This window comes from Mycolicibacterium setense, from assembly GCF_000805385.1.
Taxonomy (GTDB): domain Bacteria; phylum Actinomycetota; class Actinomycetes; order Mycobacteriales; family Mycobacteriaceae; genus Mycobacterium; species Mycobacterium setense.
Genome location: NZ_JTJW01000005.1, coordinates 388005 through 408502, shown reverse-complemented (window position 1 = coordinate 408502; position 20498 = coordinate 388005). Strand labels below are relative to the sequence as shown.

Sequence of the window (20498 nt, the reverse complement as noted above, 5' to 3'; positions counted from 1 at the left end):
TCACTGGACCTCCAGTTCCGGGTTCTCGGCACTCGTGACGTGACGCAACCGTTTCATCTCCTCCCACCGGGCACCCGATGGCCGGTACCCGGTGCCCGGACCCGCGTAGTCGTTGCGGTCGTTGACCGCCGACAGCGGCTGCAGATCGCGGGTCATGATCGCCGACGTCTGCAGCAGATCACCCGAAACCCGCTGCCGCAGAACGGTCAGCAGATTCTCGGCGACATCGGTGAACCCCGTCGACTCGAGTGCCTTCACCAGGTCCAGACCGGTCACATTGCGGTCCATCACCTGCTGGGCGCCCTTGAGATCCTCCAGCACGTCGCGCGGGATGAGTTCGCGGCTACCGTGGGCATAGACGGCGGCCTCGATCTCGGCGTCCGAGATCGACGGCAGGTCCAGGTAACGGAAGACGGCCTGCAATGCCTTGCCCGCGCGGTGGCGCACTGCGAGGATCTCGGCCTCGTTGACATGGCGCAGACCACCGTCGACCTGCAGGTCACGCTGAATCGTGTTGAAGTCGTCGAAATCCTCCGCGTCCACGTTGGATCCGGCGAACATGTTGTCGTAGTTCGGCGTTGCCGAATAGCCCGACGTGATGAAGTCGGTGCCCGGCATCAGCTGCGGCAGCAGCCGGGCCGTGCGCCGCATCGGCGAGTGGGAGAACGACTGGTCGTTGCCCGACGCGCACTCGAGATCCACCGCCGAGGCGACGAGGTTCTCGGCGGCCACCGCACGGATGCCGGCCGGCACCGCTCCGGGCACGCCGATACACGAGATCGAGCCGTTCTGCAGTCCTTGCACGCCTGCGCCTTTGGCCACCAGGATGCAGCGAATCTCCAGGTACAGCATGGACCGGCCCTCGGCGTTGCCCATCTGCACCTCGGAACCGGTGCCGGAGGTGAACCGCATCTTGATGCCACGCGAGGCGTAGGCCGCCGCCAGGAACGCCTTGGACCACGGGGTGTCATCGCCGTCGACGAACACCGACTCGGTGCCGTAGACCGAAATCGTCTCGGCGTACGCGGTGATGCCACGCATACCCAACTCGAGCTCGGTGGCCTCCTCCAGCGCGCACTGGGTAAGCCGCCCGCCGGTACCGACCTGGCTGCCGATCTGCAGCGCCATCGCGACCAGCGGGGCGTACCGCACCACGCCCAAAGTCGTTTCCACTTCCGAGAATCCGCGCAGCGACGCCTCGGCGGCCTCACATGCGACCTGAAGCGGGTTGTCGCGTGCGCTGGTGCAATGAGCCTGGTTCGCCGGGGTGCGGCGGGCCCTCATCTTCTGCATGCCCATCATGATCTCGACGATGTTCATCGTCTTCATGACTTCCAGCAGCTTGGCCGGCGTCAGCCCGCCCGTCACCGCGATCACCTCGTCGCGGGTGACGCGGGGATCGACCAGCATGCCGGCGATCTCCGCCGCGGGGATCGCCATGGACTGCTCGGTGGTGGCGACGTCGATCGCGTGATCGGCGATGAACTGGTCGATGAAGTCGAAATCGGCGCGCTCCCGGCCGTCCATCTCGACGATCGTCCCGTCGACGACCCGCACGCTGGGTGCCGGGTCGAATTCGCTGTCCAGCGCCACCATTCCGACCTCGGGCCACTCCTGCACGAAGCCGTCGAGATTGACCGGGCGGTCCTCCAGTACCTTCGTCCGCTCGGACTGCCGTCCGCTGTGGGCGCCGAGGTTTCTGGCTGTCGTCACAGGTGTCTCCTAATCGCTGGTGGCCAGAATGTCGCGGCGCTCGTACACGTCGGCTGCCTCACGCACCAGCCCGGCCAGCAACGTCGCGCCGTACTGCGTGTCGAGTTCGTCGGCGATCGAGTCGAGCTCAGCCTTGGTCGAGGCGTTGGGCCGCAACGCGTTGTAGATCTGCAGCACCCGCTCGTCACTGATCGCGGTCATCTCCGCGGCCCGTCGTAGGTTGCCGCCGAGCTGCTTGCGCCCCACCTTCTCCGCGATCTGCGCCTGTAGCCGCAGAGTCTGCGGGGTGATGCGCAGATCCGAGGCCTCCACGTCACCGGCCATCACCGCCTCCATCGTGATGGCGTCGATCGGCCTGCCGTTGGGTGTGAAGAGCAGGTCCTTGCGATTGCTGCTCAGCGGATAGTCCACCGAGGGATCGAGGATCGGTTCTGTCATGCATTGCTCCCAACTGGTGTGACTCGGCCAGTGTGTCTGTTTGATTGTGCGCTGCATCACGTTGCATGAGGGTTGCGCCGCAGGTCAGTGGCTCGATCAGGGTCGTCGCCGTCGGCAGCGGCTACCCTGTGCCGACGATGGACGTTCCCGGATTCGGCTCTCTGGCACCGCTTGGCGAGTTCTTCGTCCTGCCGGCCGCCGACGGCGATACGTGGATGCCGATCACCTCACTGCTGAGCGACGCCGCGACGGTACGCGACTACGCGGACCTGACCCGGACGGCGATCGCAGCGTCGATGGGTGTGGGCACAGCGGACGTACCGATCAAGGCTGCGGCATCCTCGGCGCACCTGTCGATCACGGCTCGGCTGTTGTCCCCGGTGGTGGGCGCCGCGGTGTGCCTGCACACCGTCCCGCTATTGGGCCCGGATTCGATTCGTTGGCAACGGGATTCATCACACCGGCCGATCCTGGGTGTGACGCACCTCGACTGGGTGGCGGTGACCGGCTCAGAGCAGGCGGCCGCGGCCATCATCGATTCGATCGTCGAGGGCGTGCTGTGTCCGCTCAACGAGACCATGCGATCTGCGACGGCCCTTTCCCCGCAAGTGCTTTGGGGAAACATCGCGTCGGCGGCCAACGGTGCGGTGACGGTGCTGTCGATGTCCAGGCCGCAGGATGAACCACGTGGCCGCGCGTTGATCGCGGCACTGCTCGCGGCGCATCCGCTGTCCGGTGCGGCCGAGTTCGTGGGTGGCCGGTTCATGCGTCGGAATTGCTGTCTGTACTACCGGATTCCCGGTGGCGGCTACTGCGGCGACTGCATTTTCACAGACTCATAGCACCGCGCCACCGGCCCCGGTCAAATTGCCGCGACGCCGGCCCCGGTCAAATTGCCGCGACACCGGCCTCCGCCACCGACACGTCCTGCTCGACGCTGCCCGCGCTGACACCGATCGCACCGACCACGGCCCCGTCGACCTCCAGAAGCAGCCCGCCACCGAACACCACGAGTCCGCCCGAAGTCTGCTCCAGGCCATAGAGTTCCGCGCCCGGCTGCACCGCGGCGGTCAGGGCGCTGGTGGGCAGGTTCATCATCACCGAGGTACGCGCCTTGCGGATCGAGATGTCGATGCTTGCCTTGATGGCGCCGTCCATCCGCGCGAACGCGACCAGATGGCCGCCGTCGTCAACGACGGCGATGTTCATCGGCTGGCCGATCTCCACCGCTTTGGCGATGGCGGCATCGATCACCTTGTGCGCGGTATCCAGGGGTAGAGACGTCATCGAAAGTCCTTTCGGGCGGACGAAAGTGAGCTTGTGTGCGAGTTCTGCGGGATTTTTCGCACACAAGCTCACGTTCGAGGGTGGATTTAGAAGAAGCCCTGCGCCTTGTTGGCGTAACTCACCAGCAGGTTCTTGGTCTGCTGGTAGTGATCGAGCATCATCTTGTGGTTTTCCCGTCCGATACCGGACTGCTTGTAGCCACCGAACGCCGCATGCGCGGGGTATGCGTGGTAGCAGTTGGTCCACACCCGGCCGGCCTTGATGTCACGTCCGGCGCGGTAGGCGGTGTTGCCGTTGCGGCTCCACACTCCGGCGCCAAGGCCGTAGAGGGTGTCGTTGGCGATCGAGATGGCGTCGTCGTAATCGGTGAACGACGTGACCGCCACGACCGGCCCGAAGATCTCCTCCTGGAACAGCCGCATCTTGTTGTGCCCGGTGAAGATCGTCGGCGCCACGTAGAAGCCGCCGGCCAGGTCGCCACCGAGGTCGGCCCGCTCACCACCGGTGATCAGTTGGGCGCCTTCGGATTTGCCGATCTCGATGTAGGACAGGATCTTCTCCAGCTGGTCGTTGGAGGCCTGCGCACCGATCATCGTCTCGGTGTCCAGCGGGTCACCCTGGCGCACGGCCTTGGTGCGGATGGCGGCCAACTCCAGGAACTCGTCGTAGATGTCGGCCTGGATCAGCGACCGCGACGGGCAGGTGCACACCTCACCCTGGTTGAGGGCGAACATGGTGAACCCTTCCAGGGCCTTGTCCTGGAAATCGTCGGCGGCGGCCAGCACATCGGAGAAGAAGATGTTCGGGCTCTTGCCACCCAGCTCGAGCGTCACGGGGATCAGGTTCTGGCTGGCGTACTGCATGATCAGCCGGCCCGTAGTGGTCTCACCGGTGAACGCGATCTTGGCGATCCGGTTGCTCGAGGCCAAAGGCTTGCCGCACTCGACACCGAACCCGTTGACCACGTTGATCACACCGGCGGGCAGCAGGTCACCGATCAACGACATCAAATAGAGCACCGAAACCGGGGTCTGCTCAGCAGGTTTGAGCACCACCGCGTTGCCGGCGGCCAGTGCCGGCGCCAGCTTCCACACCGCCATCAGGATCGGGAAGTTCCAGGGGATGATCTGACCGACCACGCCGAGCGGCTCATGGAAGTGGTAGGCGACGGTGTCCTCGTCGATCTGCGACAGCGAGCCTTCCTGGGCGCGTAGCACACCGGCGAAGTACCGGAAGTGGTCGACCGCGAGCGGGATGTCGGCGTTCAGCGTCTCGCGGATCGGCTTGCCGTTGTCCCACGACTCGGCCAGCGCCACGGATTCGAGGTTCTCCTCGATGCGGTCGGCGATCTTGTTGAGGATGACGGCGCGCTCGGCCGGCGAGGTCTTGCCCCAGGCCGGTGCGGCGGCGTGGGCGGCGTCCAGCGCCTTCTCGACGTCGGCCTCGCTGGAGCGGGCCACCTCGCAGAACACCTGGCCGGTGACCGGTGTCGGGTTCTCGAAGTAGCGGCCCTCGGCCGGGGCGACCCACTCTCCACCGATGTAGTTGTCATAGCGGGCATCGAACGACATCAGGGCGCCTTCGGTACCCGGACGTGCATAAACAGTCATGGCAATCTCCTGCTTTCGGACACCAGGTGTGTCGGTCGTCACTAAAGGTACTCAGCAGCAGGTTGCAGCACAGTTGCACACGTTGGACCCACCGTTGCAATGCGTCGGCGAGCCGACAATCCAGCCCGTCGGCGAGCCGACGATCCAGCTCAGCGGCCGGCTGTCAGCCCAGTTCGGAATCGATCCCGGCCAGGTGACCGCGGGCCTGTGCGCGGGCGACGGGATCGGCCTCGGCATGGTCGTGCAGCACCCGCCAACCCTGGCGATCGTCACGGCCGTCGGGCAGCGACAACCACCGCCGCAGCAGGCGCAGGTCCCCCGCCGCCAGCACCGCTTCGCGCAGGCTGGCGCTCAGCTCGGTGCGCAGCCGCGCGATGGCCGGCGAGACCGATTGCGGCAACAACGCCCCCGAGTAGGCGTCGAGGGCAGCCGAGAGGTTCCCCGCCTGCAGCGCGTCGAAGACATCGCCCATATCGCTGGCCACCGGTGCCAACAGCCGATAGGGCCTGGACTCGATGTAGGTGCTGCCGATGACCCGGCGCAGCCGCGACACCTCGGCTCGCACGGTGACAACGTCGAGGTCCTTGTCGTCGAGCAGCATGGCCAGGTGATCGGCGCTCAGCCCCTCGGGGTGCCGGAGCAGCAGCACCAGGATGTCGGCGTGGCGGCCGGTCAGCCCGCTCGACTGGGACCGGCCCGCGCCATCGGTCGTCTGCCAGCGCGGGCGGTCGGCGCCCAGCACCGTCAACCGGGCCCCCTCAGGCGCCGCCGGCGTGGCGGGTCCGGTGAGGCGCAGCAGGGCCAGCTGGTTCTCGACAGCGACCGCGGTGGCTCTGACCAGCGCCAATGTCTGCGGCGTCGCGACGGCCGAGCCACCGGTCAGATCGATGGCACCCAGCAGCACCCCGGTGGCCGGGTCATGCACCGGAACCGCCGAACAACTCCACGAGTGCATGATGCGAGAGAAGTGCTCGGTCCCCTGGATCTGCAGCTCACGGTCGAGCGCCAGCGCGGTGCCGGGTGCGTTCGTCCCGGCCGATCGCTCGCTCCAGTCCGATCCGGGCACGAAGTTCATCGCCTCCGCCTTGCGGCGAACGCCGGCGTCGCCCTCGACCCACAGCAGCGTGCCGTCGGCCGCGGTGATCGCGACCACCACCCCGGCGTCGACGGCATCGTCGACCAGCAGGCGGCGGATCAACGGCAGGGTGGGTGCGAGCGGATGGGTGTTGCGCAATTCGGTCAACGCGGCCGCCGCAGCGGCGGCGCGAGCGCCCAGGTCGGGGTCCACCCCGGTGGCCAGGCTGCGCTGCCAGCTCTCGGCGATGACGCGGCGGACCGGGGTGGAATCCAGATAATCGGCGTCCACCTGGCCTTCGATGAACAGGTCGTGGACAGCGCGCACCTTCGCGGGCAGCGCTCGGGTAGACACCCGGCCTCCCGCGTTCCTCGATGCGGCCACGGCGATCATCTCTCCCGGCGTCGGGCCATTGACATGGCATTCACGCGTAACCGCCAGGATAGTTGACCAGCCCGGCCTGTGATGGATACCACCAGCAGGTCCACCACCAGGAAGCGGGGAATCCACCCCGGGACCCGTATAGTTGGACAACAGCGGCATGCCTGTTCTGCCTTTGCCGCCTTCTCGATCGTCACACCGAGCGCCGCGAGATGTCACTCGCGCCGGGCAGGACGACCGCCCTCTATTTTCGGAGCTTTCATTTTGTCTGTCCAAGAGACCCCTGGCACCGCTGTGCCCACTTTCGCCGAACTCGGCCTGCCCGCCGAGATCGTCGCCACCCTCGCCGCGAGCGGGGTCCAGTCCCCGTTCCCGATCCAGGCCGCGACCCTGCCTGATTCACTGAAGGGGCGCGACGTGCTGGGCCGCGGCCGCACGGGGTCAGGCAAGACCTACGCATTCCTGTTGCCCCTGGTGGCACGGTTGGCGACCAGCGGCACCCGTCGCGCAGCCAACCGGCCGCGTGCGCTGATCCTGGCGCCCACCCGCGAACTGGTCACCCAGATCGAGGCCTCGCTGGCCCCGCTGGCCAAGGCCACAGGCCTGCGGTCGGTCAACATCTTCGGTGGTGTGGGCGCCAACCCGCAGATCTCCGCGCTCCGCGGCGGCGTCGACATCGTGATCGCCTGCCCGGGCCGGCTCGAAGACCACATGCGGTCCGGCCACGCGGACCTGTCCGCGGTCGAGGTCACCGTGCTCGACGAGGCCGACCACATGGCCGACCTCGGCTTCCTGCCCGGCGTGAAGCGGCTGCTGGACCGCACGCCGAAAAACTGCCAGCGCCTGCTGTTCTCGGCCACTCTCGACGCCGGGGTCGATGTGCTGGTCAAGCGCTACCTGCACGACCCCGTGGTGCACAGCGTCGATTCGGCACAGTCACCGGTCAGCGCGATGGTGCACCACGTGCTGCACGTGGACAACGCCGCACGGATCAACGTCGTTGCCGATCTGGCCGCCGCACCGGGCCGCACCATCGTGTTCGCCCGCACCAAGCACGGCGCGAAAAACCTGACCCGTCAATTGAATTCACGCGGTGTCTCGGCCGTTGAACTGCACGGCAACCTGTCCCAGAATGCCCGCACCCGCAACCTGACCGCGTTCTCCGACGGATCGGCCGCAGTCCTGGTGGCCACCGACATCGCCGCCCGTGGCATCCACGTCGACGATGTCAGCCTCGTCGTGCATGCCGACCCGCCGGTCGAGCACAAGGCCTACCTGCACCGGTCCGGGCGGACCGCCCGCGCCGGGAACGAGGGCACCGTGGTGACCCTGATGCATGATGCGCAGGTTTCCGACGTCCGCACCCTGACCAAGAAGGCCGGGGTCAAGCCGACGATCACCCGGGTGAACGGCATCGATCATCCGGTGCTTCGCGAGATCGCCCCCGGGGACCGGGTTTTCGGTGACCCCATCCGTTCCGAGCCGGTCACGCAGCACGCGCAGGCGCCGCGCCGTCAGTCCGCGCAGCCGGGCAAGTCGGGTCAGCAGCAGCGCCGCAGTCGCCCGAATGGGTCCTCCCGCAACGGCGGTGCCCCGGTGGCGCGGTCCGGTGCCGGTGGCGGCGGACAACAGCGCGGTGGACACCGCCGTCCGCGCAGGGCAGGCGAAACCAACTCGAGCCGCTAGATCGGAAGTGTGCGGTCCCGCTCGGTCCTCTCCACCGAACGGGACCGCACCGGCTCCTCGAGGCCTACTGCCTCAAATTCCCCACGCATTGGCGGCGCTGCGATCGGTGGCGGCCACCTCGTCGGCACCGTCGCGCACCGCATTGCCGAGTGAGACCAGGATGTCGTTGAGTGCCGCCGCCGCGCGGTTCCACCGGGCCTGTTCGACGGCATAGGCCTGCGCCGCCTCACGGGTCCAGACCTGTTGCAGAGGCGCGATCTGCGAACGCAATTCATCCAGAGCCGCGTTGAATCGGCTCGAGGTGGTGTGGATCTCCTGGCGGACGGAGTACTCGATCTCGCCGAAGTCGTAGGACAGCACGTGATCCATGTTCGCAGCCGCTCAGATGCCGTCGCCGACGGTGCCGAGACGCTGTGCGTGGACCTCCGCCGCAGCGCGCAACGTGCGCTCGTTGGTCCGGATGGTCTCGGCGATACGGCTCAGCGTGGAGTACAGCGTCAGCGATTCACCGTTCCAGCGGTCGACCACATCGCGAAAGCGCGCGGCCGCCACGCCACCCCAAACCGACGGGGGCACGCTGCTCATCTTCCCGATGAACATCTGCAGCATGGCCCGGACGTCGTCGTTGAGGACGTCGATCCGGTTGGCCACGCTCGTCATTACCTCGAAGTCGGTGCCCAACGGCCCCGTCGATCCTGGTGACATGTCCTCTGACCCTCCGGTCTTGTCTTGCGGGATATAACAATTCGACGCAGCGCGGGCCGTTTCGGTTCCATCCGATCTCAGGAGGTCGCGTGTGCCGACCGGGTGGCCGCCTCGCACGCCGACCGCACCGCCGCCGCGTGCCCGGGTGCGCTCTGGCACCCGATCGCGATCCGGACCGCCCTGTCGACGAACACCGCCCACCGAATCTCCCGGCCGGGGCGGACCTCCCGGTAACTGACCACCGGGCGCGCCGCGATGACCGCGGCCGGATCGAAGTCGACGAACACCCCCGCGGACTGCTCCTCAAGCGCTCGTCGCAGGGTGTCGGCCACGGCGCCTTCGCCTACGCCGGACTGGGTCACGTGGATCCTCACCTGCGGATCGCTTGGTGAAACCACCTCGACCCGAGCGGATCCCGGCCCGTCGGTGACGCGCTGAACGGACCATCCGGCAGGAATCTGCATACCTACCCGGCCCTCGACGAGGACCGTCATCGCGCCGTCGTCGCCGGGCCCGCCGGTGGCGGTGAAAGCGACCGCACCCAGCACCGCGGCCAAAGTCGTTGCCGCACCGATCACCAGCCGGCCCGCCCGCCCTCGCCTGCCGGCGGGACCGGCGACGGCCGGGGTGCCCGGGCCCACGAGCGCCTCGCGCCACGTCTGGGCGTCGGCCAGGCGGACATTCACGCCGCGGCGGCGCAGTCCGGCCATCACCGCGCTGCCCAGGGCCGCCGCGCCGGCAACCTGTGCCGGGGCATCGACGGCAACCTCGGCCGATGCGCCGGCGATCGCGATCACGGCGCGTACCACTGCCTCCGGATCCGGATCACCCTCGGCGTGGCGGGCCAGTGTCACGCCTGCGGCAGCGGCGGCCGATACCACAACGACCTCGTCGGCGATCTCGACCACTACCCAGAGCTCACTCGTCAGCGTCGCGCTGACCGCCTGAACCCGCTGCATCACAACAACTTCAGCACCGCTGCTGGCCGCCGCGGCCCGCACCCGGTCACGCTGAACGGCGGTCCACCAGGTGGGGCACACCAAGGTGAGTCGACAAGCCCCGGCGGCCGCGGCGTCGAGCACCTGGACCCACAGGTCCGCCACCGCAACCGGCTCGTCGTCGACGAGGGTGATCTCGTCATCTATCCCGGCCACCGCAATGGCGGCGAGGTCTGAGTCCGGACCGGGGCCACGCACGGTCACCGGACCCACCTCGACGATGGTCGAGGTCATCACCCGTCCGGCCCGGCGGGCAGCGCGACCTGAACCAGTTGATCCGCCGCCGCACGGGTGATCAGGGTGCCGCGTCCAGGCGGAAGCCGAACCGGCCGTACCGATCCCAGCAGCACACCGTCGTCGGGGCCCGCGCTCATCATCAGGCCCATACAGCCGAGGTCTCTGACGGTGCCCAAGACCGGATCGAACATCGCCCGCGCCGCTCCGCCCGAACGGCGAGCCAGCATCAGGTGCAGCCCGAGGTCACGGGCATGCGGCAGGTAAGGCAACACCGCCGACAGCGGGTTCGCCGCGCCACCGGCCACCAGGTCGTAATCGTCGACCACGACATACAGTTCCGGCCCGCTCCACCACGAGCGGTCCCGGAGCTGCCGTTGGCTGACCTCAGGCGTCGGCATCCTATCCCTCAGTGTCTCAAGCACTCTCGGCAAGATGACATCCAGCGCACCCGCCGAGGGTGCATAACCGGCCAGATGCTCCGATTCGACCGTTCCCAGCAGGGCCCGCCGGAAGTCCACGATCACCAGCTGCACGCTCGCCGGGTCGTTGCCGGCCACCAGCTCGCAGCACAGGGTGCGCAGCGCCGTGGACTTGCCACAGCCGGCGTCGCCGAGGATCAACAAATTGGTCTGGGCTGCGAAGTCGACCGACACCGGTGCCAGCTCACGCTCACCGACGCCCAGTGGCACTTCGGTGGCGGGCCGGTTCCGCGGCACCGGGCTGAGCTCGCGGGCATACACGCGGGCAGGCAACAGCCGGATCGCCGGCGCCGCAGCGGCACCGTACTGCAGGCGCAGGGTGTCCCCTATCCGTGCCAGCGCGTCGCCGATCCCGGTGTCTCCCGGTGTGCCGTCCAACCGTGGCAGCGCGATCAGCAGTTCGCGGCCATCACAGGTGAGCCCGCGCCCCGGCGCGCTCTGGGGCAGTTGCCTGGCACGTTTGCGGTCCACCTCGGATTCGGCCGGATCGCCGAGCCGCAACTCGATGCGAGTTCCCAACTGATCCTTGAGCGCCGGACGGAACTCCGCCCACCGCGAGGCCGTCACGACCACGTGGACACCGAGCGAAAGCCCCTGTAGTGCAAGCGCAGTGATCGGCTGTTCGAGGGATTCGAATTGCCCGCGGAACGTCGACCAGCCGTCGACGATCAGGAACACATCTCCGTACGGATCATCGATCTCGCCGGTACGGCGTCGTGCCCGGTACTCGGCCATGGAGCCGATGCCGAGGGCGGTGAAACGGGCTTCGCGGATGCTGACCAGGGCATGGAACTCGGCTACGGTACGCCGGACCAGGTCGGCGTCGGCCCGGCCGGCCACCGCACCCACGTGCGGCAACGCGTGTAGCGCACTCAACGCTCCACCACCGAAGTCCAGACAGTAGATCGCCACATCGCGCGGATGATGCGTCGCCGCCAGTGCAACTGCCACAGTCTTGGCGGCCGTGGACTTTCCGGATTGCGGCCCGCCGACGATCGCCATGTTGCCCCGGGCGGTGCCCAGCGACAGCATCAGCCGATCCCGACGCTGGTCGAAGGGACAGTCGATGAGCCCGACCGCCACAGACAACGGCTCGGAATCGGACAACAACACGTCGCTGAGCGGGACGGCGGGCGGCAGCGGCGGCAGCCAGACCTGATGGGCCGGGGTGCCGTAAGTGGCGAGCCGGTCGACCACCTGTTGCAGGACGGTGGTGGTGGCCGGTGCCGCAGGGCGGCGCTGGTTCTGTGTCCAGGAGCCGGTGAATCTCCCCGGCCGCGCTACCGCCGGCGCTACGTGTGGCGGCGGCTCGGGCCCTGAACATGCTTCTGAGACGAACGCGGTCTGGAATCTGGTGATCTCGCCGGACGGCGACTTGAGGTAGGCCGCGCCCGGGCTGTTGGGCAGGTCGTAGGCATCGGCGACACCGAGCACCGACCGGGATTCGCTGGGCGAGAACGTCTTGAGGCATATGCGGTATGACAGGTGGCTTTCCAGTCCGCGCAGCCTGCCTTCGTCGAGGCGCTGACTGGCCAGCAGCAGGTGCATGCCCAGCGATCTCCCGAGCCGGCCGATCGCCACGAACAGTTCGGCGAAATCCGGGTGCTGCTGCAGCAGTTCAGAGAACTCGTCCACCACGATCAGCAGGGCCGGCAGCGCCGGGAGATCGGCCCGGCTTCGGTACTCGGCGATGTTGGCCAGGTTCCCGGCCGCACGGAGCAACTCCTGGCGGCGCGTCATCTCCCCGGCCAGCGCGTCGGCCATGCGCGCCACCAACGGCGCCTCCTGTGCCAGGTTGGTGATCAGCGCGCTGATGTGACGTGCCTTGTGCAGTCCGAGAAACGTTGCACCGCCCTTGAAATCGACAAGGATGAGGTTGAGCGCCTCGGGCGGGTGCGTGGCGATCAGGCCGAGCACCAACGTACGCAGAAACTCGGATTTCCCCGATCCGGTGGCCCCCACGCACAACCCGTGGGGCCCCATGCCGTCGTGTGCGGCTTCCTTGAGGTCGAGGTGTAGCGGCGTGCCGTCGGCACACCGGCCTACCGGAACTCGAAGGAACCGTCGCGGATCCGTTGGTGTCCAACCGTTGAGCGGATCGAACACGGCAGGGTCGCCGATACCGATCAGTGCCGGCCACCCGGAGTCAGCGGAAGCCGGCGTGCTGCGGTAGCGCGCCAGTCTCCGGGCACACGTGACGGCCTGCCCGTGTGTCATCTGGTCGGGCCGAATCACGGCACCACCGCATGGCATTTCATCCAGGCCGACATCCAGATTCAGATCAGCGCCGGTCGTCTCGGTGCCGCCGGGGCCCGCGATCACCAGCTGGGTGACACCGGCACCGGACGCGGGCGTCCCGGCCGAAGCCGAGTCCACGATGACGACGGTGTGCACTCCCGGCGCCGCGGGCGGCAGGGCATCGAGCGTGCGCGACCGTAACATCGCGATGTCCGTTCCAGCAGCGGAATACCGATGGTGAGCAAGCCATTTCAGCCACTCCCAGTGACACACTGTCGCCGCGTCGACAATGGCCGCGATGCGGAGGTGTCGCGGGCTGTGCGCAGTGGCCAGCTGACAGATCATCGCCCGCAGCAGAGCTCGGGCCCTCTGGTGCGGCCCGAACACACCGATACGGCCGAAACTGGCCAGGTCCACCGTCCATGGCGCATCGGTGACCGTTGACCGGCGCCGGATCAGCTGGGCCAGAGCCGATGCCGTCACGGGATCGGTATCGCTTCCCCGGTCCGTGCCACCGGCGACCAGACGCGTGGTCAGCGACCGCTCCCCCACCCCGATCCGCACCACGCAGAACTCGGCGTCACCAGGGCGACGTTTCCACATCTGGTCGCCCCCGGCGAGCGTCCACAGGCATGCGGGCGCGGGATGCTCGCCATGCAGGCCCAACCACTGCGAACGGCCGGTTTCAGCGGCCACGGCGTCGATGCCGTCGAGGTAACGCAGATACTCGCAGCGGTCACGGTGGAGTTGCCGCGCCCGACCGTCGCTCCTGAAACTGTAGGCGGCCGCGCCGATCGCCGACATCACCATCATGATGGGGAACATCGCAGACGCCGGGCCGCGACCGGCAGCCGCGCCCGAAGTGACGTACACCGCGATCATTCCGGCCATCGCGACCACGAGCATCAGCGGCAACAATCTGGTCAGCACACCACCCGGGGTGTGGCGAGGCAGCGCGGGCGGCGCGTCGATCACCAACTCCCCGCTCGGTGGTTCCGCCGCAGGAAGCCCGCCCGGGGACTGCGGTGTGCTGATGGTTTCCATCGACATTTGGACGCCCGCCGAGGCCATCTGGTTCCCGAGTTCGCGCCGGAATTTTGGTGCACAAGGGTGCATGCCGGGTCGGTTAGCGTGACGTGTATCGGCGTCTACCGGGGGTGATGCGATGCCGGATTCCTTGCGCCATGTATCGATTCACTGCGGAACACCGCTGGAGGCCACAGCCGACGCCGCCGTCGACGTGTCACTGCCCGCTGCCATGACCGTGGGCGAACTGCTGCCGTGGATCGTCGATGCGCTCGGCGCCGGGGACGGCACACCGCGCCGGTGGCAGCTGGCCTTCCTCTGCGGTCGCAGCCTCGATGAGTCAGCGACCTTGATGCAGAACGATATTCACGACGGCGACCTTCTGATCCTGACCGGACCAGCTGACCGTCCGGTGCCCGATCGGGCGCCGATGAGTGCGCTGACCGTCGACTCGGCCGACGACGGCCTGCCCACCGGACTGCGGGTCGCCGCCTGCTTATGGGCCTGCGCGCTCGGGCTGGGAGCCCTGGCGTGGGCCGGGCTCGGCAGCGTCGGATTCGATCGCATCGCCGCTGCGGCAGCGGTGGCCGTCAGCGTCACCGCCATCGCGGTGTCCGCACCGCGCCTTGGACTGAGTTCGACCGCGACGGCCACGCTCAACGTCGTTGCCGTGGCTGTCGTGGGGATCCTCGGATTCCTCGTGGTTCCGGCCGGTCCGGCGCCCGCGAACGTGTTCCTGGCCACGACGGCAGCGGGTTCGTTGGGCATTGCGCTGATCCGGGCATCGGCGTGCGGCAGGCAGATTCTGCTCGCGGTCGTGACGCTCACCGGGGTGCTGGCCGTGGCGACGGGTCTCGCAGCGCTGTGGCCCTTGCCCACACCGGCTTTGGGCGCGGTGGTGAGCGCACTCGGGGTGGGCGTGCTGCCACTGAGCCCGCGGCTGTCCATCGCGCTGGCCGGCCTGACACCACCGGTGCCCGGATATCCCGACGCCGCGGAAGACACACTGAGCGATGACACATTCGACGACGACGCACGTGCGCGCCGGGGGCATCAGAACCTGGTGAGTCTGGTCGCCGGATGCACTGCCGCGGCCGCACTGGGAACCGTGGTGCTCGCCCTCTCCGGTCTGCAACGGGTCACGGTCATCGAGGTCGCATTCGCCGCTGCTGTGGGAGTGGCACTCCTGCAGCGCTCACGCACCTACGCATCCGGGCACTGCCGCACCGTGTCAGGGGTCTGCGGATTTCTTTCACTCTCTGCGACTTTCGTTCTCGTGGTCGCCTGGTGTCCCACGTATGGCAGTTGGACCGGCATCCTCCCCGTGGCCGCCGGCGTCGTGGTGATCTGGCCGGTCAGTGTGCAGAGTCCCGTGGCGGCGAGGATCGCCGACGTCGTCGAGTACGGCACGCTGGCCGCGGTGGTGCCGCTGGCATGCTGGCTGGCCGGCGCCTTCGACCTCGTCGGGGACCTGGCACTGCGGTGAACAGGTCGAGCCTGGTGGCCGCGACACTGATCATCGGCCTGGCGCTGCCCGCGAGCGCTCCCGCGGCCGCCGTCGTGCCGCCCGCGGTAGATGCCGGCTTACTGCCTCGTCCCGCTCCGCCTGCGCCCGTCGAACCCACGGAACAGCGTCAGCCCTGCTACCAATCCCCAACCGGTGCAACGGGTACGGCGCACAACGCACTGAATCTGGATACGGTGTGGCCGCTCACCCGCGGTGATGGTCAGAAGATCGCGGTGATCGACACCGGGGTCGCCCGGCACCGCTTGCTGCCGCGCCTCATCGGCGGCGGCGACTATGTGTCCCACGGTGACGGCACCGCCGATTGCGATGGCCACGGCACCATCGTCGCCGGAATTGCCGCTGCCGCACCGAGTGGCGGTTTCAGCGGGGTTGCTCCCGATGCGGCTGTCCTGGCCATCCGGCAGTCGAGCAACAAGTTCGCCGCGGCCGGCGGTGTGAGCGGTGTCGGAAACGTCGACACCCTCGCCATGGCGGTGCGCACCGCGGCCGACCTCGGCGCGACCGTGATCAACATCTCGTCGGTGGCCTGCGTGCCTGCCGACGCCGCCCCCGATGACCGCACCCTGGGCGCGGCACTGAGCTACGCCGTCGACGTGCGCAACGTCGTGGTGGTCGTCGCGGCCGGCAATGTGGGCGCGGGCTGTACTCAGCAAGACCGTCCCGTCGGACCGCCAGGCGAACCCGACTGGAACGGGGTGCGCTCGGTGTCGAGCCCAGGCTGGTACGACGACCTCGTGTTGTGTGTCGGATCGGTCGGGTCTGACGGCGCCGCGTCGGATTTCAGCCTGGCCGGCCCCTGGGTGGATGTGGCCGCTCCCGGCGAGCACCTCGTATCCCTACATCCCGACGGCGGACAGTTGATCGACACGATCGGACGGGACGCTCCGATCTCGGGTACCAGCTACGCCGCGCCGGTGGTGGCCGGAGTCGCCGCGCTGGTGCGTTCCCGATTCCCGCAGCTGAGCGCGCGCGAGGTGATGCGCCGCATCGAGAACACCGCCCATACCCCGGCCGACGGCTGGAATCCGGACGTCGGCCACGGCGTGGTCGACGCCCTGGCCGCCGTCAGCGGCAGCACTCCGTCGCCCAGGTCCCCCTCGACCGCCCAGGTATCGGCGGGCCCGAGTGTCGCCAACTCGGCCGATCCGCTGCCCCGGCGCATCGCTTTCGGCGGCGCAGCCGTGTGCGTCGCGCTGACCATCGTGACCGCTGTGACGCTGGCGGCCAACCGGTTACGCCGGCGCGGCGCGGACGCCGGGGACCACGTCGCGCGCGACTGAGGCCGCATCGCCATTGAGTTCGGGGCCACGCGGCAGCATGGCCAGCATGGGCCACGGCGCGGGCACGGCGCTGGTCCCCAGACCGAGATGTTCGGCAGTCGCGCCGTCCCGGACTCCGAACAGCACACCGAGATCGTTCAACATATACAGCGGCCCACCGACGGCCGCTCCGCGGACGACACCGCAGGCCTGCAGCAACACGCTCCGGCTGACCGGGACCTGTACGCGATCGATGTTCGGTCCTTCGCCGTCGGCCTGAGCCAGTTGCACACTGCCGCCCGGCACGGAATCGGCGAGGGCGACAGTGGTATTCGTGTCGGGCCCAGGCTGTTTCGGGTCCCAGCGCGCGCACACCACCGCACGTCCACGCGGCAGCACCCGTTCCGGGAACCGGGCCACGGCCAGGCTGCCCGCGACCGGTACGTCGGCCACCACGTCAGCGGGAACAACGGGAGGCGCGTCGTGTGCCTGCGGCACGCTGAAACGGATGACGTCGGCCGCCACCTGACCGATGCGTTGTAGCCCGTCGGCAAGCACGACATAGAACTCGGCAGGGCCGGCGCGCGCCACTCGTATCACGGTGCCCACGGCCAACCTTTCCAGGCCCGGCGGTCCGGGTGTCCCCACGCCCGCGATCAAGGGCGCCTGCAGAGCAGGAGCCTCGGGCACCGAGTCGAGCAGCGCCTGGGAAACCTGTTGGGCTGTAATGCCTTCCAGATGTAGCGCCCGCACGACGGCGATGTCACGGAGATCGACCCGGGCCCGCCACCCGTCGGCGAGCAGATACGTCGGTGCTCCCAATGCGCGCGCGGACACCAACAGCGCCTGACCGCCGCGCAGGGGCGACAACTCGCGGTCAGCCCCACCCGCCAGCAGCACCGTCTCGGCGGGCTCGGCAACATCGCAAGCGGCCCAGCCGGACTCGTCGAGGCTCAGCGCCTTCCCGATGTGGGCGGGGGCACCCGGTATACCGACCAGCGGCCCGCGCCGAAACTTCGCGATCGCAGCATCATTGACCGTCACCGGGTTGGCCGGGCTCCCGACGATGAGCCGGGCCGAGGCGAGGTTGGCCACCGGGTGCACGGCGTCGTCGATGCGTACATACAAGGCGCCGGTGTCGCGCGCCATCAGGATGCGCGCATCGCCGGCCGTCGAGCCGGGCCGCACGAGCATGAGCACCCCGCACACCGCGATCACAACGGCCGCCAGCACACAGCCCGCCCCATAGGCCGTCACTTGGGCGCGCAATGGATCGTCGAGCATGCGGGCGTCACCGCGAACCAGTGCGTGTGCCATACGCCGCAACAGAAATCGATGCCCGCTGAGCTGTAACCGAGTGGCCGGTCGCCGTGCCATATCTCCCCCGTGGGCAACCCTAACCCGGCACGAGGGGACGCGATGACGCCGATTCTCCGCAGGGGTCAGTCGGCGCGCCGACGCTGCCGGTAGGCCGCGACGTGCTGGCGGTTACCGCAATTGCCGGTATCGCAGAAGATCCGGGAGCGGTTCCGGGACAGGTCGGTCAGCACCGCCTGACAATCCGGTGCCGCACAGATCTTGAGACGGCGCAGTTCGCCACCGCGGATCAAGTCAGCCAGCGCCATCGCCATCTCGGCGCCCATTCGCTGCGCCAGCGGATCATCGACCGAGGCCAGATGCAGGTGCCATTCCGGCATCTCTTTGTGCCGCGTCAGCCACGGCGCCGCCTTGGTGTCGCTCAGCAGGGCGTTGACCTGGCGGACCGTTTCCTCCTCGTCCTCGGCCACCGCCCAGATCTCCCCGAGACGTCCGCGGAGCCTGCGCACGGCCTCCAGTTCGGCGTCGTCCCGGTCGCGTCGTCCCGTCCAGCCGAAATCATCCAGATAAGCGTTCAGGTCCACCTGATCGGCCAGTTGTTCGCCCTCTACCCGATCGGTGTTCACCAACACCATGGCGGCGCGGAGCGTGAGCTCCGTGTCATAGGTAAAAAGCATTTGACTCATGACCCCCTGTCGCCGTAGCGTCTGCCCTACCGTCATTACCATAGTCGACTTTACTCATGACACGCCCCAGGGAGGTGTACCCGATGACTGCCGAAGCCCAGCTCGACCGCACGACCGCCGACAACCACTTCCGGATCGGCCTGCTGTTCGCCGTCAGCTCCGCGCTCGCGTTCGGCTCGTCGGGCCCCTTCGCCAAAGCCCTGATGGAAGCCGGCTGGAGTCCCACCGCGGCCGTCACGGCCCGGCTCGCCGGTGGCGCGCTCATGATGGCCGCCTTCGCCTCCGTCGTCCGCCCCGGCTGGATCCGTGAGGTGCGCGCCCACGCCCGGACCGTCGTCGCCTACGGGGTGTTCCCGATCGCAGGCGCGCAACTCTGCTACTACAACGCGGTCGCGCACCTTTCCGTCGGCGTGGCTCTGCTCCTGGAGTACACCGCGCCGATCCTCGTCGTCGGCTGGGTGTGGGCCACCACCCGGAACCGCCCCAGCGCCATGACATTCGGCGGCGTGGCCGTTGCCGTCGCCGGCATCGTCCTGGTGCTCGACGTGTTCAGCGGCGCCCACATCAACCTGACCGGCGTCAGCTGGGGACTGGCCGCCGCCGTGTGCGCCGCCTGCTACTTCATGATGTCCAACAAGGCCAGCACCGATGGCGACGGGCTCAGCCCCATCAGCCTGGCCGCCGGCGGCTTGATCGTCGGAACCGCGGCCGTGACGCTCCTCGGCGTCACCGGCGTCATGCCGCTGACGTTCACCACCAACTCCGTCAGCATCGCCGGGCACACCACCGCGTGGCTGGTGCCGGTGATCGCACTGGGCCTCATTCCCACCGCGCTGGCCTACACCTTGGGCATCGTCGGCATCGCCAGACTCAAACCGCGCTTCGCCTCTCTGGTCGGCCTGTCAGAAGTGCTGTTCGCGGTCCTGATCGCGTGGATCATGCTCGGCGAGGCCATGTCGGTGAGCCAGGCCGTCGGCGGCGCAGTGGTGCTGGCCGGTTTGGCCGTCGCCCGCCAGGGCGACCGTAGCGAGCAGCCCGATCCGGAGGCCGTCAGCCAAGTCGAGCTCGCGACCTGGCCCGATATGGCCCTGCAGGAGACATCCGAACGGGCAAACGATTAGCCGCGGCTAACCATTTTGTGTGACTATGTCCCCCGTGAGTCTCCTCCGGAAGTCGGCCCGGGTGGCCGCGATCGTCTCAACCCTGGTCAGTGCGGCTTTCCCGCTGGCGCTGGCCGCGCCCGCCGCGGCCGAACCGTGCTCCGACATCGAGGTCATCTTCGCCCGCGGCACCAATGACGCACCGGGCCTCGGCCGCCCCGGACAGGCCTTCGCCGACGGGCTGAGCTCACGGCTCGGCGGCCGCACCGTCAGCACCTATGCGGTGAACTACCCGGCCAGCTACGACTTCCTGGCCGCAGCCGACGGCGCCACCGACGCCGCCAACCGCATCGCCACACTCGCATCCACCTGCCCGTCCACCCGGGTTGTGCTCGGCGGCTACTCGCAGGGCGCCGCGGTGGTGGACATGCTGGCCGGCATCCCGCCGCTGGGCAACAGGGTCGGCGAAATCGGATCGGCGCCCCCGCTCGCAGGCGATCTCGTGCCCCAGATCGCCGCCGTGGCCGTGTTCGGCAACCCGTCGGCCAAGTTCGGCCTTCCGATCACCTCGTCGGTGTTCGGAGGCAAGGCGATCGACCTCTGCAAGGACGGGGACCCGATCTGCTCGCGCGGCCGGAACCCGTTCGCGCACAGCGATTATGTGACCTCCGGCATGGCGGATCAGGCCGCCAACTTCGTCGCGGGAATCGTCTGACAGCAAAAGACGTTAGGATT

17 protein-coding genes are annotated in these 20498 nt (G+C 68.3%); 6 read left to right on the top strand and 11 right to left on the bottom strand.

From position 1 onward, the window contains the following. Both QQ25_RS08250 and QQ25_RS08245 read right to left on the bottom strand, forming a co-directional pair. On the bottom strand, positions 1 to 1713 hold the full coding sequence (locus QQ25_RS08250; RefSeq protein ID WP_039317062.1) for a propanediol/glycerol family dehydratase large subunit: 1713 nt from the start codon (positions 1711 to 1713) through the stop codon (positions 1 to 3). A 9-nt stretch (positions 1714 to 1722) separates the two neighbouring features. Further along, complete coding sequence (locus QQ25_RS08245) at positions 1723 to 2151, bottom strand: diol dehydratase small subunit (RefSeq protein ID WP_039317061.1); 429 nt, start codon at positions 2149 to 2151, stop codon at positions 1723 to 1725. A 65-nt stretch (positions 2152 to 2216) separates the two neighbouring features. Between QQ25_RS08245 and QQ25_RS08240 the strand changes: the two genes are divergently transcribed. After that, positions 2217 to 2993: a (2Fe-2S)-binding protein gene (locus QQ25_RS08240; RefSeq protein WP_234711874.1), complete on the top strand. Its 777-nt coding sequence runs from the start codon at positions 2217 to 2219 to the stop codon at positions 2991 to 2993. A gap of 46 nt (positions 2994 to 3039) precedes the next feature. On the opposite strand, the gene QQ25_RS08235 is transcribed toward QQ25_RS08240, so the two are convergent. From QQ25_RS08235 to QQ25_RS08225, 3 genes are all read right to left on the bottom strand, one after another. Further along, complete coding sequence (locus QQ25_RS08235) at positions 3040 to 3438, bottom strand: GlcG/HbpS family heme-binding protein (RefSeq protein WP_039378184.1); 399 nt, start codon at positions 3436 to 3438, stop codon at positions 3040 to 3042. Positions 3439 to 3524: 86 nt separating this feature from the next. Continuing rightward, complete coding sequence (gene adh / locus QQ25_RS08230; RefSeq protein ID WP_039317059.1) at positions 3525 to 5048, bottom strand: aldehyde dehydrogenase; 1524 nt, start codon at positions 5046 to 5048, stop codon at positions 3525 to 3527. Positions 5049 to 5211: 163 nt separating this feature from the next. Beyond that, entirely contained in the window at positions 5212 to 6516 is a 1305-nt protein-coding gene (locus tag QQ25_RS08225) for a helix-turn-helix domain-containing protein (protein ID WP_110803639.1), read from the bottom strand. Positions 6517 to 6798: 282 nt separating this feature from the next. Between QQ25_RS08225 and QQ25_RS08220 the strand changes: the two genes are divergently transcribed. Continuing rightward, positions 6799 to 8190 carry a DEAD/DEAH box helicase gene (locus QQ25_RS08220; RefSeq protein WP_039378183.1) on the top strand — a complete coding sequence of 464 codons (1392 nt, stop codon included), beginning with the start codon at positions 6799 to 6801 and terminating at the stop codon, positions 8188 to 8190. A 72-nt stretch (positions 8191 to 8262) separates the two neighbouring features. Here the strand turns inward: QQ25_RS08220 and QQ25_RS08215 are convergent, their stop codons facing one another. From QQ25_RS08215 to eccCa, 4 genes are all read right to left on the bottom strand, one after another. After that, positions 8263 to 8559, bottom strand: a complete 297-nt coding sequence (locus QQ25_RS08215; protein ID WP_039317055.1) for a WXG100 family type VII secretion target — start codon at positions 8557 to 8559, stop codon at positions 8263 to 8265. Between the two features lie 12 nt (positions 8560 to 8571). After that, positions 8572 to 8895 (bottom strand): WXG100 family type VII secretion target, encoded by a 324-nt coding sequence (locus QQ25_RS08210; protein WP_039378182.1) that lies wholly within the window; start codon positions 8893 to 8895, stop codon positions 8572 to 8574. Between the two features lie 77 nt (positions 8896 to 8972). Continuing rightward, complete coding sequence (locus tag QQ25_RS08205; RefSeq protein WP_039378619.1) at positions 8973 to 10127, bottom strand: type VII secretion-associated protein; 1155 nt, start codon at positions 10125 to 10127, stop codon at positions 8973 to 8975. After that, positions 10127 to 13897, bottom strand: a complete 3771-nt coding sequence (eccCa, locus tag QQ25_RS08200; protein ID WP_409371006.1) for a type VII secretion protein EccCa — start codon at positions 13895 to 13897, stop codon at positions 10127 to 10129. The genes QQ25_RS08205 and eccCa overlap by 1 nt, the downstream gene beginning before the upstream one ends. Positions 13898 to 14012: 115 nt before the next feature. On the opposite strand from eccCa, the gene eccD reads away from it, so the two are divergent. Continuing rightward, on the top strand, positions 14013 to 15359 hold the full coding sequence (gene eccD, locus QQ25_RS08195; protein ID WP_039378181.1) for a type VII secretion integral membrane protein EccD: 1347 nt from the start codon (positions 14013 to 14015) through the stop codon (positions 15357 to 15359). A gap of 14 nt (positions 15360 to 15373) precedes the next feature. After that, positions 15374 to 16681, top strand: a complete 1308-nt coding sequence (mycP, locus tag QQ25_RS08190; RefSeq protein ID WP_234711873.1) for a type VII secretion-associated serine protease mycosin — start codon at positions 15374 to 15376, stop codon at positions 16679 to 16681. Here the strand turns inward: mycP and eccB are convergent. Beyond that, entirely contained in the window at positions 16634 to 18037 is a 1404-nt protein-coding gene (gene eccB / locus QQ25_RS08185) for a type VII secretion protein EccB (RefSeq protein ID WP_039378178.1), read from the bottom strand. The genes mycP and eccB overlap by 48 nt on opposite strands. Positions 18038 to 18102: 65 nt before the next feature. Then, complete coding sequence (locus QQ25_RS08180; protein WP_039378175.1) at positions 18103 to 18654, bottom strand: CGNR zinc finger domain-containing protein; 552 nt, start codon at positions 18652 to 18654, stop codon at positions 18103 to 18105. Positions 18655 to 18746: 92 nt separating this feature from the next. Here QQ25_RS08180 and QQ25_RS08175 point away from each other — a divergent pair, with 92 nt between their 5' ends. Further along, positions 18747 to 19784 carry an EamA family transporter gene (locus tag QQ25_RS08175; RefSeq protein ID WP_039317035.1) on the top strand — a complete coding sequence of 346 codons (1038 nt, stop codon included), beginning with the start codon at positions 18747 to 18749 and terminating at the stop codon, positions 19782 to 19784. A gap of 25 nt (positions 19785 to 19809) precedes the next feature. After that, positions 19810 to 20478 (top strand): cutinase family protein, encoded by a 669-nt coding sequence (locus tag QQ25_RS08170; protein WP_082017454.1) that lies wholly within the window; start codon positions 19810 to 19812, stop codon positions 20476 to 20478. Positions 20479 to 20498 lie beyond the last annotated feature (20 nt).

Bases quoted from the DNA above. Each gene is read 5' to 3' on its own strand.
- adh (WP_039317059.1), bottom strand. From the start codon at position 5,048: ATGACTGTTTATGCACGTCCGGGTACCGAAGGCGCCCTGATGTCGTTC.
- QQ25_RS08180 (WP_039378175.1), bottom strand. From the start codon at position 18,654: ATGCTTTTTACCTATGACACGGAGCTCACGCTCCGCGCCGCCATGGTG.
- QQ25_RS08210 (WP_039378182.1), bottom strand. From the start codon at position 8,895: ATGTCACCAGGATCGACGGGGCCGTTGGGCACCGACTTCGAGGTAATG.
- QQ25_RS08215 (WP_039317055.1), bottom strand. From the start codon at position 8,559: ATGGATCACGTGCTGTCCTACGACTTCGGCGAGATCGAGTACTCCGTC.
- QQ25_RS08170 (WP_082017454.1), top strand. From the start codon at position 19,810: ATGTCCCCCGTGAGTCTCCTCCGGAAGTCGGCCCGGGTGGCCGCGATC.
- QQ25_RS08235 (WP_039378184.1), bottom strand. From the start codon at position 3,438: ATGACGTCTCTACCCCTGGATACCGCGCACAAGGTGATCGATGCCGCC.
- eccB (WP_039378178.1), bottom strand. From the start codon at position 18,037: ATGGCACGGCGACCGGCCACTCGGTTACAGCTCAGCGGGCATCGATTT.
- QQ25_RS08245 (WP_039317061.1), bottom strand. From the start codon at position 2,151: ATGACAGAACCGATCCTCGATCCCTCGGTGGACTATCCGCTGAGCAGC.
- eccCa (WP_409371006.1), bottom strand. From the start codon at position 13,897: ATGTCGATGGAAACCATCAGCACACCGCAGTCCCCGGGCGGGCTTCCT.
- QQ25_RS08240 (WP_234711874.1), top strand. From the start codon at position 2,217: ATGAGGGTTGCGCCGCAGGTCAGTGGCTCGATCAGGGTCGTCGCCGTC.
- QQ25_RS08205 (WP_039378619.1), bottom strand. From the start codon at position 10,127: ATGACCTCGACCATCGTCGAGGTGGGTCCGGTGACCGTGCGTGGCCCC.
- eccD (WP_039378181.1), top strand. From the start codon at position 14,013: ATGCCGGATTCCTTGCGCCATGTATCGATTCACTGCGGAACACCGCTG.
- QQ25_RS08225 (WP_110803639.1), bottom strand. From the start codon at position 6,516: ATGATCGCCGTGGCCGCATCGAGGAACGCGGGAGGCCGGGTGTCTACC.
- QQ25_RS08175 (WP_039317035.1), top strand. From the start codon at position 18,747: ATGACTGCCGAAGCCCAGCTCGACCGCACGACCGCCGACAACCACTTC.